This window comes from Arthrobacter sp. AOP36-A1-22, assembly GCF_052377615.1.
Classification (GTDB): Bacteria; Actinomycetota; Actinomycetes; order Actinomycetales; family Micrococcaceae; genus Arthrobacter_H.
On record NZ_JBQSWX010000001.1, the window covers coordinates 193,427 to 209,661 of the forward strand.

13 protein-coding genes are annotated in these 16,235 nt (G+C 66.6%); 5 read left to right on the forward strand and 8 right to left on the reverse strand.

Features of this window, described 5'->3' with window-relative positions; all coding sequences use genetic code 11:
• Positions 1-22 precede the first annotated feature (22 nt).
• Positions 23-1,168 (reverse strand): acetoin utilization protein AcuC, encoded by a 1,146-nt coding sequence (locus ACT3S2_RS01015; RefSeq protein ID WP_444553428.1) that lies wholly within the window; start codon positions 1,166-1,168, stop codon positions 23-25.
• Between the two features lie 202 nt (positions 1,169-1,370).
• On the opposite strand from ACT3S2_RS01015, the gene ACT3S2_RS01020 reads away from it, so the two are divergent.
• Positions 1,371-2,789 (forward strand): TrkH family potassium uptake protein, encoded by a 1,419-nt coding sequence (locus ACT3S2_RS01020; protein WP_444561091.1) that lies wholly within the window; start codon positions 1,371-1,373, stop codon positions 2,787-2,789.
• A 25-nt stretch (positions 2,790-2,814) separates the two neighbouring features.
• Positions 2,815-3,453 carry a potassium channel family protein gene (locus ACT3S2_RS01025; protein WP_444553429.1) on the forward strand — a complete coding sequence of 213 codons (639 nt, stop codon included), beginning with the start codon at positions 2,815-2,817 and terminating at the stop codon, positions 3,451-3,453.
• 14 nt (positions 3,454-3,467) lie between these two features.
• Here ACT3S2_RS01025 and proC read toward each other — a convergent pair whose 3' ends face one another.
• The 6 genes from proC to ACT3S2_RS01055 form a co-directional block, all read right to left on the reverse strand.
• Positions 3,468-4,337, reverse strand: a complete 870-nt coding sequence (proC, locus tag ACT3S2_RS01030) for a pyrroline-5-carboxylate reductase (RefSeq protein WP_444553370.1) — start codon at positions 4,335-4,337, stop codon at positions 3,468-3,470.
• A gap of 84 nt (positions 4,338-4,421) precedes the next feature.
• Entirely contained in the window at positions 4,422-5,279 is an 858-nt protein-coding gene (locus ACT3S2_RS01035; protein WP_444561092.1) for a sugar phosphate isomerase/epimerase family protein, read from the reverse strand.
• Positions 5,280-5,296: 17 nt separating this feature from the next.
• The gene (locus tag ACT3S2_RS01040) at positions 5,297-6,316 is read right to left on the reverse strand and encodes a Ppx/GppA phosphatase family protein (protein WP_444553372.1); all 1,020 of its coding nucleotides are present in this window, start codon (positions 6,314-6,316) and stop codon (positions 5,297-5,299) included.
• 17 nt (positions 6,317-6,333) lie between these two features.
• Entirely contained in the window at positions 6,334-9,072 is a 2,739-nt protein-coding gene (topA, locus tag ACT3S2_RS01045) for a type I DNA topoisomerase (protein ID WP_444553373.1), read from the reverse strand.
• Positions 9,073-9,202: 130 nt separating this feature from the next.
• Positions 9,203-9,844 carry an ArsR/SmtB family transcription factor gene (locus ACT3S2_RS01050; protein WP_444553374.1) on the reverse strand — a complete coding sequence of 214 codons (642 nt, stop codon included), beginning with the start codon at positions 9,842-9,844 and terminating at the stop codon, positions 9,203-9,205.
• A gap of 11 nt (positions 9,845-9,855) precedes the next feature.
• The gene (locus tag ACT3S2_RS01055; RefSeq protein WP_444553375.1) at positions 9,856-11,514 is read right to left on the reverse strand and encodes a DUF7059 domain-containing protein; all 1,659 of its coding nucleotides are present in this window, start codon (positions 11,512-11,514) and stop codon (positions 9,856-9,858) included.
• Positions 11,515-11,579: 65 nt separating this feature from the next.
• Between ACT3S2_RS01055 and ACT3S2_RS01060 the strand changes: the two genes are divergently transcribed.
• The gene (locus ACT3S2_RS01060; protein WP_444561093.1) at positions 11,580-12,143 is read left to right on the forward strand and encodes a GNAT family N-acetyltransferase; all 564 of its coding nucleotides are present in this window, start codon (positions 11,580-11,582) and stop codon (positions 12,141-12,143) included.
• On the opposite strand, the gene trhO is transcribed toward ACT3S2_RS01060, so the two are convergent.
• On the reverse strand, positions 12,098-13,024 hold the full coding sequence (gene trhO, locus ACT3S2_RS01065; RefSeq protein ID WP_444553377.1) for an oxygen-dependent tRNA uridine(34) hydroxylase TrhO: 927 nt from the start codon (positions 13,022-13,024) through the stop codon (positions 12,098-12,100). The two genes, ACT3S2_RS01060 and trhO, sit on opposite strands and share 46 nt — an antisense overlap.
• A 176-nt stretch (positions 13,025-13,200) precedes the next feature.
• Between trhO and ACT3S2_RS01070 the strand changes: the two genes are divergently transcribed.
• Positions 13,201-13,866: a GNAT family N-acetyltransferase gene (locus ACT3S2_RS01070; RefSeq protein ID WP_444553378.1), complete on the forward strand. Its 666-nt coding sequence runs from the start codon at positions 13,201-13,203 to the stop codon at positions 13,864-13,866.
• Between the two features lie 47 nt (positions 13,867-13,913).
• Entirely contained in the window at positions 13,914-16,232 is a 2,319-nt protein-coding gene (locus tag ACT3S2_RS01075) for a DEAD/DEAH box helicase (protein WP_444561094.1), read from the forward strand.
• Positions 16,233-16,235 lie beyond the last annotated feature (3 nt).

Here is a 16,235-nt window from a genome sequence, read left to right on the forward strand (position 1 = left end):
GGCATCCCGCCCCGGGCGGCGCTCAATCAAACCAGGGGTCCAACCCGAAGACGGGAAAGACCTCCTTGCGCGTGGCCATGATGGTCCGGTCGATGAAATCCGCCGGATCGTAGCCGACTTCCCAGGAGCGCCACCAGAGGTCGACGCCGTCGTTCATCAACGCGGGACCGGTGGCACCATATTTTTCCTTCACGTAGGCCAACCAGCTCCCCGGCACCTCGGTACGCAACGGGACGGGCCGGCCGCCGGCGATGGCCACCAGGTGGCTCCAAGCCCGGGGGACGACCTGGATGAGGTTGTATCCCCCACCGCCGGTGGCGATCCACCGGCCGCCACAGTGGCGTTGGGCCAGATCGGATATATCCAGTGCATTCTGCCGCTGCCCGTCGATGCTCAGCCGCAGGTTGCTCAGATCATCCTCGCCGTGCCCGTCACAGCCGTGCTGACTGACGATGACCTCGGGTTCGAAGGCGGCCACCAGTTGCGGCACGACCGCATGGAAGGCCCGCAGCCAGCCGGCATCTGTGGTCCCGGCGGGCAGGGCGACGTTCACGGCACTGCCCATGGCCTCGGATCCTCCTGTTTCGTTGGCGAACCCGGTTCCGGGGAACAGGGACATGCCTGATTCGTGCAAGGAGATGGTCAGTACCCGGGGATCGTCCCAGAAGATCGATTGGGTTCCGTCCCCGTGGTGGGCATCGACATCGATATAGGCGACCCGCTGCGTTCCACCGTCCAGAAGCCGTTGGACGGCCAGCGCGGCATCGTTGTAGACGCAGAATCCGCTGGCCTTGCCGCGGGAGGCATGGTGCATGCCGCCGGCAAAGTTGACCACGTGCAGGGCCCGTTCGGCCAATACGGCGTCGGCTGCCTGCAGCGACCCGCCCGCCAAGCGGGCACTGGCCGCGTGGATATCGGCGAAGGCCGGGGTGTCCTCGGTGCCCAGCCCGCGTTCCTCGTTGATCTCGTCCGGATGTTCCCCGGCGTACCGGACGGCGGAGATGTACTCCGGGTCGTGCACCAGGGCCAGTTCCTCGTCGGTGGCGACCTCCGGTGCAAGCAGCGAGATGTTCCTGCGCTCCAGGATCCCCAGCCCCTCGACCAGGCGCATCGTCAGATCCAGACGCGAGGGATGCATCGGATGACTTTCGCTGAAGCGGTAGGACATCAGCTCCTCGCTCCAGAGGACCTCGGTCGGCGGTGACGGCGGTGTACTCAAGCTCACGGGCTCAGGCTACGCGATATCCGCCTTTCGCGGGTGGATGTCTCCGCCGCGGCGGGTGTCCACCACCGTGCCGCGCACGGGTACTCTACTGTGGACAGTGCCGGGAAACGCCCGGAGCCATCGTTTCCCGGAGCAGCCCGCGACCATGTCCTCCACACCATCAGCCACCCCGCTCAGCTGGGGGAACGCCGTACCGCGTATCCTCCACGGGGTGCGAGACTTCGTCGACACCGTCGCAGCGACGTCGCCGGCCCGGCTGGCTATCGGTGTGTTCCTTCTGGTCATCGCCCTGTTCACGACCCTGCTGTCCTTGCCGGTGGCCTCCTCCACCGGGGAATTCACCCCGCTCCACGATGCCCTCTTCACGGCCACCTCGGCCGTCTGCGTGACCGGGCTGACCGTGGTATCCACCGCGGTGCACTGGTCCTTCTTCGGCCAAGTGGTCATCATCGTGGGCATCTTCATCGGCGGGCTGGGCATCCTGACCCTGGCCTCACTGCTGTCCCTGGCGGTGAGCAAGCGGCTGGGGGTACGCGGCAAGCTGCGCGCCCAGGAGGCCATGAACATCCAAAACGTCGGGCGCCTCGGTGAGGTCGGCACCTTGCTCCGGGTGGTCATCACCACCTCGGTGACCATCGAGGCGCTGCTGGCATTGGCCCTGGCCCCGCGTTTCCTGGTGTTGGGCGAGTCCATCGGCCAAGCCATCTGGCATGGGATCTTCTACGCCATCTCGGCCTTCAACAGCGCCGGATTCACCCCGCACTCCGATGGCCTGGTCCCCTACGAAACCGATTTGTGGGTCCTGGTCCCCATCACCGTCGGGGCCATCATCGGGTCCTTGGGTTTCCCGGCCCTCATGGTGCTGATCGTCTTCCGCAGCAAATTCCGCAAATGGAACCTCCACACCAAACTCACCGTCGTGGTGTCGGGCATCCTGCTGCTGGTGGGCAGCCTCAGCTGGGGTCTCATGGAGTGGAACAACCCGCAGACCATCGGCGGGATGAGCCTGTCCGATAAGCTCATCCACTCGTTCTTCGCCTCGGCGATGACCCGTTCCACGGGTTTTTCCCTGGTGGACCAGAACCAGCTCGAATCCTCCACCCTGCTGCTCACCGACGCGTTGATGTTCGCCGGCGGGGGTTCGGCGTCCACGGCAGGGGGCATCAAGGTCACCACGATCGCGGTGATGTTCCTGGCCATCGTGGCCGAGGCCCGGGGCGATAAGGACATCAAGGCCTTCGGGCGCCGCATCCCCGAGAGCACCATGCGTGTGGCGATCTCCGTCACCGTCCTGGGGGCCACCCTGGTCAGCGTGGGCACCGGGGTGATCCTGTCCATCAGTGATGAACCGTTGGATCGGGTCCTCTTCGATTCGATTTCCGCGTTCGGCACGGTGGGGCTGAGCACCAATCTGGCGGCCGAGCTCCCTCCCGAGGGCAAGTATGTCCTCTCCGCGCTGATGTTTGCCGGACGCGTGGGCACCATTACACTGGCGACGGCACTGAGCCTGCGCCAACGCAACCAGCTGTACCACTACCCCGAAGAGAGGCCGATCATTGGCTGAGAACTCGTCGAAACATAATGCCCCGGTGCTGGTCATCGGTCTGGGCCGCTTCGGCGCGGCGGTGGCCAATCAGCTGGTGCGCCAGGGCCGGGAGGTCCTGGCGATCGAGCGGAACCAGGATCTGGTGCAGAAGTGGGCCGGCACGCTCACCCATGTGGTGGAGGCCGATGCCACCAACGTCGATGCCTTGCGCCAACTCGGCGCCCAGGATTTCAACTCGGCGGTGGTCGGGGTGGGCACCTCGATCGAGTCCTCCGTGCTGATCACCGTGAACCTGGTCGATCTGGGCGTCGAGCACCTCTGGGTCAAGGCGATCACCCCATCGCACGGCAAGATCCTCTCGCGGATCGGCGCCAACCACGTCGTCTACCCGGAAGCCGACGCCGGGGTCCGCGCGGCCCACCTGGTGGGCGGGCGCATGCTGGACTTCATCGAGTTCGACGACGGGTTCGCGATCGTGAAGATGTATCCCCCGACGGAGACCCAGGGCTTCACGTTGGGCGAATCCCAGGTCAGGTCCAAATACGGCGTGACCATCGTCGGGGTGAAATCCCCCGGCGAGGATTTCACCTACGCCCAACCCGATACCAAGGTCACGCGGCGGGACATCCTCATCGTGTCGGGACACGTGGACCTGCTCGAGCGGTTCGCCTCCCGACCGTAGGGCCGGCCGGCGGGCTATCCGGCCAGTTCGCGGGTGATCTCCGCGGCCCGTTCGGTGGCCGCCTTGACCCCGGAGCCGATACCGGCCCGCACGCCGGCGGCGTCGAAGCCCTCCAAGGCCGCCTGGGTGGTTCCCCCGGGGCTGGTGACGGCGGTGCGCAGCGCGGAGGGATCGGCGTCGGGCTCGTCGAGCATGACCCCGGCGCCGGCCACCGTGGCCCGCGCCAGATCCCGGGCCAACCCGGCTTCCAGCCCCAGCTCCTCACCCGCGGCGGCCATCGCCTCGGCCAGGTAGAACGCGTAGGCGGGTCCGGAACCGCTCACTGCCGAGACGGCGTCGATCTGGTCTTCGGAGACGATCCGCACCATGCCGGTCTCGGAGAGCAGCGCGGACACCGCTTCAAGGTCCTTCTCGCCGGTCGAGGTGCCCCCGGCCAGGGCCACGACGCCCTTGCCGACGGTCATCGGGGTGTTCGGCATGGCGCGCACGACCGGCTGTCCCTGCGGCAGGGCCTCTTCGATCATGGAGATGGTGACCGCTGCGGCCACGCTGACGACGACGGCCTGCGCCGGGAGGGAGGCGGCGATATCGCGGCAGGCGTCCTGGATCCCGACCGGTTTGACCCCGACGAAGACGATGTCCGCCGCGGCGACCGCCTGCTGGTTGGCGGTCTCGTCCACGGTGGTGGCGAGGGAGCGCACCCCGGTGTCGGCGGCCAAACGCTCCGCTTTTTCGCTGCCACGCACCGTGGCGGTGATGGATCGGGGGTCGAAGCCACCGGCGAGGATGCCGCGGAGGATCGCCCCGTTCATGTTGCCGGTGCCGATGAAGGCCAGACGCCGGCCGGTCGACGTGGTGTCAGGAGTGTGTTTCGAAGATGCCATGGAACCATTCTTCCACGGGGCTCCGGCGGGCGTAGTCCCTGACGGTTCGTCGGCGATCGGCCGGGCAGCGGCCCGGTGGTCCGCTCAGGAACGCAGCGTGGAGGAATCCGAGGTGTTCCCGGCATCGCCTGCCTCGTTGGTGCCGGCGGGGGGTTCGACCGCTTCCAAGTGCTTCCGGGCAAAGCGCAGGGTCTCGGCGAGCCATTCCTCGCGCCCTCCGGCTCCCTTGGCCTTGCGGGTCGATACCTCCACGACGACGTGGCCGTCCCATTCGCTGTCGCGCAGGAACTGCAACGATTCCGCGACCGGCTGGGTGCCCCGTCCGGGGACCAGGTGTTCGTCCTTGCCGTTGTCGACCCCGTCGCAGAGGTGGACGTGGCTCAGCCGGCTCCCCAGCGCCTTGATGGACTCCAACGAGTCCACGTTCGCGATGGCGGCATGGGAGAAGTCCCAGGTGACGTATTCGTAGGGTTGCGGCACGGGGTTCCAGTGCGGAAGGTACATCTTGGCTTCACGACCGCGGGCCCGCCAGGGATACATGTTCTCCACGGCGATGCGGACCCCGTAATCGTCCATGATCTTCTTGACCCCGTCGGCAAAACCGGTGGCATAGCCCCCCTGCCAGCGGAACGGGGGGTGGACGACGACGATGTCGCAGCCCACATCACGGGCCATCGCGGCCGACATCTCGATCTTCGACCAGGCGTCACCCCAGACCTGCTGGGTCAACAGCAGCGTGGGGGCGTGGATCGCCAGGATCGGTTGATCGTAACGGGTACTGAGTTCGTGCAGCTTGCGGGGGTCCTGCGAGAGATGGTTTCCGGTGACCAGCACCTCGACGCCGTCGTAGCCCAGATCATGCGAGACCGCGAAGGCATCGTGGACGTTCAGCGGGAACACCGACGCGCTGGACAACCCCACCTGGATCGGATCCTTCGACATTGCCTGGCTCCCTCTTTTCAATCGACCGCGCCCACGGTGGGCAATCCCGGCAGTTGGCCGAGTTCGACGTGGCCAACTCCCACGCTACTCCCCAGTGGTAAAGGTCCGTCAAAGATCAAATGGTCGAAGCGGCGCAGGATCAGCCCCTCACGCAGCGCCCAGGGGCAGATGCGCAGGGATTTCACCCCCAGCGTGTTCATCGCCACGGAGGCCACGATGGCCCCGGCGAGCATCTGCGGTGCGCGCACTTCGGATACCCCGGGCAGCTCGGTGCGTTCGAGGGTCGTCATGGCTTCAAGCCGGCGGGTCCAGAGTTTCAGGTCATCCAGGCGCAGGACCCGTTTGACATGGATCCCTTCGGCGCTCGGGGCGGCCCCGGTGATCCGGGCCAGGGACCTGAAGGTCTTGGACGTCCCGGTGACCAGGGTCGGCTTCGGATGCTCGGCGATCAGCGCCAGCGGTTCGGCCAAGGTCTCCTTGACGTGGGCCCGCAGCGCCTTCACATCGGAGGTGCGGGGCGGGTCCCCGGGCAACCAGTCACGGGTCAACCTGCCGGCACCCAGAGGGACCGAAAGGGCCAGTTCGGGAAACTCGTCGGTCCCGTAGGCCATTTCAAACGACCCACCGCCGATGTCCAGGTCCAGGATCCTTTCCGAGCTCCACCCGAACCAGCGACGGACCGCATGGTAGGTCATCCCCGATTCCTGCTCGCCGGAGAGCTCCGCCAGCTGGATCCCGGTTTCCTGCACCACCCGGTCCAAGACGGCGGGACCGTTGCTGGCACTGCGGATCGCCGAGGTGCAGAACGCCAGCAGGTCCTCGGCCCGGTGACGGGTGGCGAACAAGGAGGCCTCGTGGACGAAGTCAAGCAGCTCGCGTTGGCCGTCCTCGGTGATCGCCCCGTCCTCATCGAGGTAGGCCACCAGGGACAGCGGCCGCTTATGCGAGGCGAAGGCCGTGGGCCGGGCCCCCGGGTAGGCATCGATCAACAACAGATGAACCGTGTTCGAACCGATATCGAGGACACCCAGTCGCATCTCTGACCCCGCCTGCGCTACTTCTTCTTCTTGGCTGCCGGGCGCTTGGCCGGGGCCTTGCCAGCCCGCTTGACCGGACCCTTGGCGCGCTTGTCCGCCAGCAGCTCCACTGCCTGCTCGCGGGTCAGGTCCTCGATCGCGGTCCCGCGCGGAACCGTGATATTGGTGGCCCCATCGGTGATGTAGGCCCCGAAGCGGCCCTCCTTGACGATGATCGGCTTCTCGGACACCGGGTCGTCCCCGAATTCCGCCAAGGGCGGGGTCGCGGCGCGGCCACCACGCTGCTTGGGCTGGGAGTAGATCTCCAGTGCCTGTTCCAGCGTGATGCTGAAGATCTCTTCCTCGGTCCCGATGGAACGCGAGTCGGAGCCCTTCTTCAAATACGGCCCGAAGCGACCGTTCTGCACGGTGATCTCCGCGCCTTCGGCATCGGTCCCGAGCACCCGAGGCAGGGAAAGCAGCTTCAAGGCCTCCTCGAGGGTGATGGTCTCCAGGGACATCGACTTGAACAGCGAACCGGTGCGCGGCTTGATCTTCTCCGGCTTCTTCGGGGGCTTGGGCTTGCCGTTCTTGTAGTATTCGACCGGCCTGGCGGCCAGCTCCTCCTCGGTCGGCGGGACGATCACCTCGGAAACGAAGGGTCCGTATCTCCCGTCCTTGGCCACGATTTCGCGTCCGGTCTCCGGATCGATGCCCAGCGGGCGCTCCGAGGGCCCGGCATTGTCCATCAGGTAGGTCGCCTTCTCGGCGGTGAGCTCATCGGGGGCCAGATCCTCGGGGACGTTCGCCCGTTCGGGGTCGGTGCCTTCCGGGGAGCCGGCCGGGGCGGGACGTTCCAGATAGGGGCCGTATTTGCCCACCCGCAACACGATGCCCGGGGCGATGTCGATCGAGTTGATGGCCCGGGCGTCGATGTCGCCGAGGTTCTCGACCAGGCCCTGCAGACCCTTTTCCTCCCCGTCACCGAAGTAGAAGTCCTTCAGCCACGCCGAGCGAGCCAGATGTCCTGCGGCGATCTCATCGAGGTCGTCCTCCAACCGTGCGGTGAATCCGTAGTCGACGTACTGGGCGAAGTGTTCCTCCAGCAGGCGGATCACCGAGAAGGCGATCCAGCTCGGCACCAGGGCGCCACCGCGTTTGCTGACGTATCCGCGATCCATGATGGTCGAAATCGTGGGGGCGAAGGTCGAGGGCCTGCCGATCTCCCGCTCTTCGAGTTCGGCGATGATCGATGCCTCGGTGTAGCGCGGCGGAGGGGTGGTTTCGTGGCCGGAGGCCGTGACATCCGTGCCCACCAGGGCGTCGCCCTGGGCCAGCTGCGGCAGCCGGCGCTCGGCATCCTTCTCGGCTTCCTCGGCGGCCGAGACGTCCTTGCCTTCTTCATAGGCGGCCATGAAACCGCGGAAGGTGATGACCGTGCCGGAGGCGGAGAATTCAGCGCGGCGGCCGTCGGTGGCTTCCCCGGCCAGCCGGACCGAAGCGGTCGAGCCCTTGGCGTCGGCCATCTGCGAGGCGACCGTGCGCTTCCAGATCAGTTCGTAGAGCCGGAATTCGTCGGCCCCCAACTGGGATTTCACGTCCCGGGGGCGGCGGAAGGCGTCACCGGAGGGCCGGATGGCCTCGTGGGCCTCCTGGGCGCTATCGGATTTGGCCTTGTACATCCGCGGCTTCGAGGGCACCGATTCCTGCCCATAGAGTTCGGCGGCCTGTTTCCGGGCCGCCGAGACGGCCTCGTTGGAGAGGAACACCGAGTCGGTACGCATATAGGTGATGTAGCCGTTTTCGTACAGGCGCTGGGCGACCTGCATGGTCGACTTCGAGGACCACCGCAGTTTGCGCGAGGCCTCCTGCTGCAGCGTCGAGGTGGTGAACGGGGCCGCCGGGCGGCGGGTATAGGGCTTGGTGTCGACACTGGTGACGGCGAAATCGCTATCCTGCAGGCCAGCGGCCAGCGAGGTCGCCGCTGCTTCGTCCAGGTGGACGACTGCGGTGCCGGATTTCGGGGTCTTCAGTCCACCCCGGTCATCGAAGTCACGGCCGGCGGCCACGCGGCCCCCGTCGACGGCCACGAGCTTGGCGCGGAAGGACTCTCCCGCTGTGGTCGCGAATTCCCCGGCCAGATCCCAGTAGGAGGCGGAGCGGAAGGCCATGCGTTCGCGTTCACGTTCGACGACCAGCCGGGTGGCCACCGATTGCACACGCCCCGCGGAGAGACCGCGGGCCACCTTGCGCCACAGGACGGGTGAGATCTCGTATCCGTAGATCCGGTCCAGGACCCGACGGGTCTCCTGGGCGTCCACCAGATCGGTATCGAGTTCACGGACGTTCTCCATGGCCCGGGCGATACCTTCGCGGGTGATTTCGGTGAAGGCCAGACGGTAGACGGGGACCTTGGGTTTGAGGACCTGCAACAGGTGCCACGCGATGGCTTCGCCTTCGCGGTCCGCATCGGTGGCCAGATAGAGTTCGTCGGCATCCTTGAGTTCGGCCTTGAGTTCCGAGACCTTCTTCTTCTTGTCCGGATAGACCACGTAATAGGGCTCGAAGTCGTTCTCCAGATCGACGGCGAACTTGCCGACCGAGGACTTCTTCAGTTCCGCCGGCAGCTCCGAGGGTTGGGGAAGATCCCGGATATGACCGACCGAGGCATCGACGATGAAGCCATCGCCCAGATACTTGGCGATCGACTTGCTCTTGGCCGGTGACTCGACGATCACGAGCTTCTTGCCGGTTTTTTCCTTGGCCTTGGGGGGCACAACACTCCTATTTGCCGCTGACGGCACGCCGTTGGGGGCGCACCTGCTCATTCTGCACTAGGTTAGCCGCTTCGGGCACACCAACCGCAAGCCAGGACCTCCCGGTGTGGTCAACGCCGCGTTGCGCGGGTCAGGAATCGGTGGCAGGTGCCTCGGGGAGGAAGGAGAGCATGTAGTAGATGCGTTCGCCTTCCACCCCGCGCTCATCCGGTTGCGCCAGGGCCTCGTATTCGTCCACCAGCCCGTAGACCCTCTGGGCGAACTCCTCCTGCAATTCCTTGCGCAGGAACACCATGCCGGTCGTCAGGACCGGTGGTCGGTTCGGGGAAGGTTCGATTCCTGCCTTGCGTTCCTCATCGCGACGGTTGATCTCCACGCTGAGCCGCTCGCGGAAGGCGTTGAGCTGGACGTTGAGGAAGGAATTCTTGGCTGCCGTCGAGTCGTTGAAGGATCCGACCACCAACTGGTCCCCCGCCGCCTTCCAACGGCGTTCCCGGCCATCGCCCTCGCTGGCTGCACGTTCGACGTAGCCGTACTTCTCCAGGGCCCGCAGATGGTAGCTCATGGCGCTGGGCGTCAGGTTGCAGCGCGAGGCAAGTTCGGTCGCGGTGCGGGTGGACTGCGAGGCAAACAGCTCTTCGAGGACCTCCAACCGGGCCTCGTGGGCCAACGCACGGATGGCCTGCGGGTCGCCGATGACCACCGGTTTCTGGGCCTGTCGCCGGAACTTCGCCTCAACGGGCGGCTCTTCTCCGGATGTGTTCTGAGTCATACGGAAAAAGTTTAGCCTTTGTTTCGCACTTCGGTGACGAACCCCTGGGTAACGAGTCGATCAACACTGGCCAGTAGGTTCGCCGCGGTCTCCCGTTCGTCCCCTTCCACGAGGGAGGCCACGGCCTGGGCCAGCACGCCGGCGCTGAATTCTCCGTCGCAGGCCGAAACGAATCCGGCCTCCGCCGAACCGAGCAGGGTGGTGCGTCGCAATCCGGCCCCCTGGCGCAGCAGGATGACCCCGGGATGTTGCGCGCCGGGTCGTTGGTGGCGTTCTTCGGTCACGTCGTCGGCGACCACCAGGACCAGCTCCGCCCGGTCACGCCCCAGCAGGGAGTCGGTGGCCTCGATCTGCGCCTGCAGATACGGGGCGACGGGCTGCTCCAGGGGATGGGTGATCTCTTCGAAACGCAGGCCGAACGGCAACCGGTCCGGCTGGGCCGGCCGTCGGAGCCAGAGCATCCCGAAACCGATCCCGGCCACGTCGCGGTCGGCGAAATCCCTCAGATAATCCCGGTAGGCCGCGTCATGGGCCTCCTGGTCACGCCCCTGGGAGGCATCGCGCAACCAGGTTTCGGCATAGACCTCCGGTGCGGTGACATCGCGCTGGATGAACCACGCTTCAGTGCCCTCGCGGATCCAGGAGCGAGGACCGGCCTCCCACGCATCAGGGGACTCCTCACCCGGTGTCATCTCATCTACGTGGTTCTCGCCGTCATCCGACGCCGCCTGGGTTCGGATCTCCCAGTTCGCCAGCATCTGCGCCGTCCCTCCGGGAGCGAGCACGTCCGGAAGGTCCCGCACCAGGGATTCGACGAGGGAGTCCCCCGGCATCCCTCCATCCCGGTAGGTGTACCGGTCTTCGGGCCGTTCGCTCGCCGAGCGGGGGGTGATCACGAAGGGCGGGTTGGAGACCACGAGGTCGAACTCCTCCCCGGCGACGGGTTCAAGCAGGGACCCCAGGCGAAGCCCGACCCGCTCCTCGAGTCGTTCCGGATCCACTCCGAGCACCCGGTGGTTCAGCAGCAGGTTGAACCGGGCAAAGGCCAGCGCCCGATCCGAGATGTCGGTGGCCACGATGCGTCGGCAATGGCTGAGCAGGTAGAAGAGCTGGATCCCGGATCCGGTGCCCAGCTCGAGTGCCCGTTCTACGGGCCGGCGGATGACCGCCTGCGCCAGGGTCGCCGACGCGCGGCCGACACCCAGGACGTGGTCATGCCGCAACGGCCCGGGCCGTTGGTGGGCCCCGAGGTCACTGGCGATCCATGTCTGCGCAACGACATCGCTGGCGTGCGGGCGCAGATCCACCGCGGCACGGAATCCTTCGCCGTCGGGTTCGATCAGCTGAAGCCGGGACAGCCCGGCGGTACCGGTGCGCGGGAACGCCATCTGGAGGGCCTCGTCGGGGAAGGACATCCCCAGCAACCACAGCCCGACCAGCACCGGGAGGGCCCCGGCGCCCCCGGCGCCCAGGGACCGTTCGACCACCAGCTTCGCCGGCACGATCTGGTCCCGCCCCAGGGCCTCGTGGGACGCGTCTCCGAGGAGGGTGGCCACGGCCTCCTGGTGATAGCAGGCCCGGGTCAGATCGTCGGCCAGGGCATCGAGCAGATCCTGCTCGTTGCTATGGGGGGCATGGTTGATGACGGAGAAGGGGGCCGAGGTATTCACCGTTCGAGCCTAGCGGCGGATAGGCTTCCGATGCATCGACCCGCACCGGAACCCCAGGAGCAGCCTTGACCTTGGTCACCACGACATCCCTGCAGATGACTTCCGCCCGGTCCCTGACCCCTGCCGCACGCCCGCTGCCCCGGGGGTGCCGGATCGAACGCGTCCCGGGGATCACCGCCGACTACAGCAAGTTCCTCTACCGCTCGGTGGGCGGGTCGTGGAACTGGGTGGATCGGCTGGGGCTGACCCGGCAGCAGTGGGCGGCAGAAGTCCAGCGTGAGGGCAGCGAGACCTGGGTGTTGACGGTCGACGGCGCGCCGGCCGGGTACATCGAACTCGGTGGTTCGGCCGACGGGGTCGTGGAAATCATCTACTTCGGCCTCTTCCCCGAACAACTCGGTCTGGGTCTCGGTGGGGTGCTGCTCAGCGAGGGGACGGCACGGGCCTGGGACCTGCATACGCGGTGGGAGGGGTTCGCCGCGGTGCACCGGGTCTGGGTCCACACCTGTTCCCTGGACGGTCCCGCCGCCCTGGCCAACTACCGGGCCCGCGGCTTCGAGGTCTTCGCGACCGAAGAGGCCGATCAGGTCGTGGAGGACGCCTCGGCCGGCCTCTGGCCCAAGGCATAGCAGTCGGGGCATAGCCGCAGTTGGTCATCGGCGGCACACCCGGCGCAGAACAACCGCAACTTCCGGCATGAGGCCGTGGCACAGTTCTCGAACTTGTTCGTCGGGTCCTGGCAGCCCACGCAACGTCCGACCGTCACCGCCTCGGGAGTGAATTCCAGGTGCATCCGACGGTCGAAGACGTAGAGCGATCCCTCCCACAGTCCACGGTCCCCGTATTGCTCGCCGTAGCGCGCAATCCCGCCTTCGAGCTGGTAGACCTCCGTGAACCCCCGGTTGAGCATCAACGCCGAGAGCACTTCGCAGCGGATGCCCCCGGTGCAATAGGTGACCACCGGCTGGTCCTTGAGGTCATCGTATTTTCCCGAGTCGAGTTCCTTGACGAAGTCGCGCGTGGTCTGGACGTCGGGAACCACGGCGTCGCGGAATTTGCCGATCTGCGCTTCAAAGGCATTGCGCCCATCGAAGAAGACCACCTCCTCCCCGGAGGTCCTGCGGTTTTCGACGAGTTCATGCAGCTGGCGGGGGTTCAGATGCCGGCCGCCGCCCTGCACCCCGTCGTCGGTGACCGATAATTCGCCCGGGGCCCCGAATGAGACGATCTCCTGACGGACCTTGACCGAGATCCGCGGAAAGTCCTCGGCGCCACCCTCGCTCCACTTCACATCCAGGCCGTGGAAGGCCGGGTATTCGCGGGTGGCCTTCAGGTATTGCTTCACCGCACGGATCTCCCCGCCCACGGTTCCGTTGATCCCGTCGGGGGAAATGAGGATGCGCCCGCGCAGTTGCCATTGTTCCAGGAGTGAACGCTGCCACAGGCGGATGGCCTCGGGATCGGGCAACGGCTTGAAGACGTAGAAGAGGGCGATGCGGTGCTGGGCCATCCTTCAAGGATAAGGCGGCCATCGTCCTCGGAGCGCGTCGGGCCCGGGGCCGCGCCCACCCGCGCCGACGCCAGCGGTCCATGCGGTGGTCGCCGTCGTTAACAATTCGCTACCGAAGTGCCGAAAATGCCCTCCCGACTCTGCAGTGGATCGCGGCACCGGGTATTGTCTGGAGCATGGGATCGACTGCAACTGACAAATTGATTGGCGTCTGGGTCACCGGCTGGGTCGGTGCCCGCGGTTATGAAAGCCGTACCGAGGGCCGGGTCCATGCCGCCCTGCGCCATGACACGAGCGGGGACTGGGAATACATCATCAACGACCCCACCTCCGAGGAGCTCGTGGCGGTCAGCGAGACGCTGAACAAACACCCTGCCCGCCGGCTGACGATCGTCACCGGCGATTCCCTCAGTGTCACCGAGGCGGCCCTGGCCGCCGGCTTGGGCGTGGTCACCTCGGATGAGGCCCTGATGGTCGCCGACATCTCGGGACACGACGTGGAGTCGCCCCGCCCGGCCGAGGGCTTCACCATCGAGACCGAACGCGATGGCAAGCACGCCTACGTCTCCATCCACCTGGAGGACGACCCCGACGTCGTTGCCGCCAGTGGGCACGTCGCAATGGTCGACGAATACGCCGTCTTCGACCGGATCATCACGGCCGATGACTTCCGCCGCCGTGGGCTCGGCAGCCTGGTGATGCGCGCACTGGTCGCCCTCGCCCTGGAGCATGACGTCGAAGAGGGTCTGCTGGTGGCCTCCACCGACGGGCAGGCGTTGTACCACTACCTCGGCTGGACCCCCATCGGCAGCATCGTCACCCTCGAGGGCAAGAAGGACTGATCATCTCCGGTCCCCGTTCCGTCGGTCAGTGATGCCACACTGATGCGGTGAGAGAACCCAACGCACTGATCGAGCAACTGGGCCATGGCGATTCCCCCGAGGCCTTGACGCATCTGCACGTCATCCCGGCCCGTGAAGCCGTCCATGGTCCGTGGCCGGAGTGGGCGCATCCGGAGGTCGTGGAGGCCTTCGAACGGTGCGGCGTCCAGACTCCCTGGTTGCACCAGGTGCAAGCGGCCCACAGTGCCCACGAGGGCCATCACACGATCGTTGCCACGGGCACGGCCTCCGGCAAGTCCCTTTCTTACCAGTTGCCTGCCCTGGACGCGATCCACCGGGCAGAGCTGGACCAGACGGTCAGCCTGCGGACCACCGGTTCGGTGGTGCTCTACCTCTCCCCCACCAAGGCGCTGGCCGCCGACCAGCGTTCCGCACTGATCGGCTTGGGGTTGCCCACGGTGAAGGTCGCCAGCTATGACGGGGACACCGACCCCGGCGAACGCCGGTGGATCCGCGATCATGCCAATCTCGTGTTGACCAATCCGGACATGCTGCATTTCGGGATCCTGCCCAACCATCCGGGGTGGGCCCGGTTCTTCCGCCGGCTCAGCTACGTCGTCATCGACGAAGCCCACAGCTACCGGGGGGTCTTCGGCTCCCATGTGGCCAACCTGCTGCGGCGTCTGCGCCGGATCTGCGCCCACTACGGTGCCGACCCCGTGTTCATCGGGGCCTCGGCCACCAGCGCCGATCCCGCCGAGTCCTTCGGACGACTCATCGGGGCCGAGGCCCGGGAGGTCACCGTCGATTTCTCCCCCCACGGCCAGACCGCGGTGGCGCTCTGGGAACCCCCTCTGCTGGAGGGGCGGGGGGAGAACGGTGCCCCGGTCCGCCGCACGGTCATCGCCGAGACCGCCGGGCTGTTGGCCCATCTGGTCAGCGGTCAGGTCCGTACCATCGCGTTCATCAAATCGCGGCGGGGGGCGGAGACCATCTCCAGCATCGCCCGCCGTCTGGTCGACGAGGTCCACCCGTCGCTGCCCGGCCGTATTGCCGCCTACCGTTCCGGCTACCTGCCCGAGGAACGCCGGGACCTGGAAACCCAGCTGCGTACCGGTGAACTGCTCGGGATCGCGTCGACCTCGGCACTGGAATTGGGCATCGACGTCGCCGGTTTGGATGCGGTGCTGGTGGCGGGTTGGCCGGGGACCCGGGCCTCGTTCTTCCAGCAGATCGGCCGCGCCGGCCGGGCGGGCCAGGATGCGCTGGCCACATTCGTCGCCAGCGACGACCCGCTGGATACGTATCTGGTCCACCACCCGGAAGCCATTTTCGAGACTTCGGTCGAAGCCACCGTCTTCGATCCGTCCAACCCCTACGTGTTGGGCCCCCACCTGTGTTCTGCGGCGGCCGAGCAGCCGCTGCGCACCGAGGAGGTGGAACTGTTCGGCGCGAGCGCGGCCGGACTGTTGGATTCGCTGGTGGACCGCGGGTACCTGCGCCGACGCCCGTCGGGCTGGTTCTGGACCCACCCGGAGAACGCCGCCTCGATGGTGAACTTGCGGGCGGACGGCGGTGGCCCGATGAACATCATCGATGCCGCCACCGGCGCCCTGCTGGGAACCATGGGGTCCCCACAGACCCAATACCAGGCCCATACCGGGGCGGTCTATGTGCATCAAGGAACCACCTATGTGGTGGAGGAGCTCAATGAGCAGGACCACTGCGTGCTGGTCCAGCGGGCCACCCCTGATTTCTACACCCAGGCCCGGGACATCACCACCATCGGGGTCCTCGAGGTCCTGCGCACCCTGGATTGGGGCCCGGTCCAGGTGCACTTCGGCGAGGTGAAGGTGACCACGCAAGTGGTCTCCTTCCAACGCAAGGCGTTGGTCTCCAACGAGATCCTCGGAGAAGAGCCCCTGGAACTCGAGGCCCGGGACCTGTTCACCAAGGCCATCTGGTTCACCGTGCCCGAACGCGAGATGGCGGCGGCGGGAATCCTTCCCGATGCCGCCCCCGGGGCCTTGCACGCCGCCGAACACGCGGGCATCGGCATGCTCCCGCTGGTGGCCACCAGCGACCGGTGGGATATCGGCGGGGTCTCCACTGCATTGCACGTGGACACCGGGATGCCCACCATCTTCGTCTATGACGGACATCCCGGCGGCGCCGGTTTCGTCGAGCGGGCCTTCGAGCAGGTCACCGTCTGGCTACGGGCCACCCGGGAGGCCATCAGCGCCTGTGAGTGCGACGCAGGATGCCCCTCCTGCGTCCAGTCCCCCAAATGCGGCAATCGCAACAACCCCTTGGACAAGGCAGGAGCCATCGCCTTGCTGGGGCTGTTGCTGCGGCACGCTTCATGACTG

Bases quoted from the DNA above. Each gene is read 5' to 3' on its own strand.
- ACT3S2_RS01015 (WP_444553428.1), bottom strand. From the start codon at position 1,168: ATGTCCTACCGCTTCAGCGAAAGTCATCCGATGCATCCCTCGCGTCTG.
- ACT3S2_RS01020 (WP_444561091.1), top strand. From the start codon at position 1,371: ATGTCCTCCACACCATCAGCCACCCCGCTCAGCTGGGGGAACGCCGTA.
- proC (WP_444553370.1), bottom strand. From the start codon at position 4,337: ATGGCATCTTCGAAACACACTCCTGACACCACGTCGACCGGCCGGCGT.
- ACT3S2_RS01035 (WP_444561092.1), bottom strand. From the start codon at position 5,279: ATGTCGAAGGATCCGATCCAGGTGGGGTTGTCCAGCGCGTCGGTGTTC.
- ACT3S2_RS01040 (WP_444553372.1), bottom strand. From the start codon at position 6,316: ATGCGACTGGGTGTCCTCGATATCGGTTCGAACACGGTTCATCTGTTG.
- ACT3S2_RS01050 (WP_444553374.1), bottom strand. From the start codon at position 9,844: ATGACTCAGAACACATCCGGAGAAGAGCCGCCCGTTGAGGCGAAGTTC.
- trhO (WP_444553377.1), bottom strand. From the start codon at position 13,024: ATGGCCCAGCACCGCATCGCCCTCTTCTACGTCTTCAAGCCGTTGCCC.
- ACT3S2_RS01070 (WP_444553378.1), top strand. From the start codon at position 13,201: ATGGGATCGACTGCAACTGACAAATTGATTGGCGTCTGGGTCACCGGC.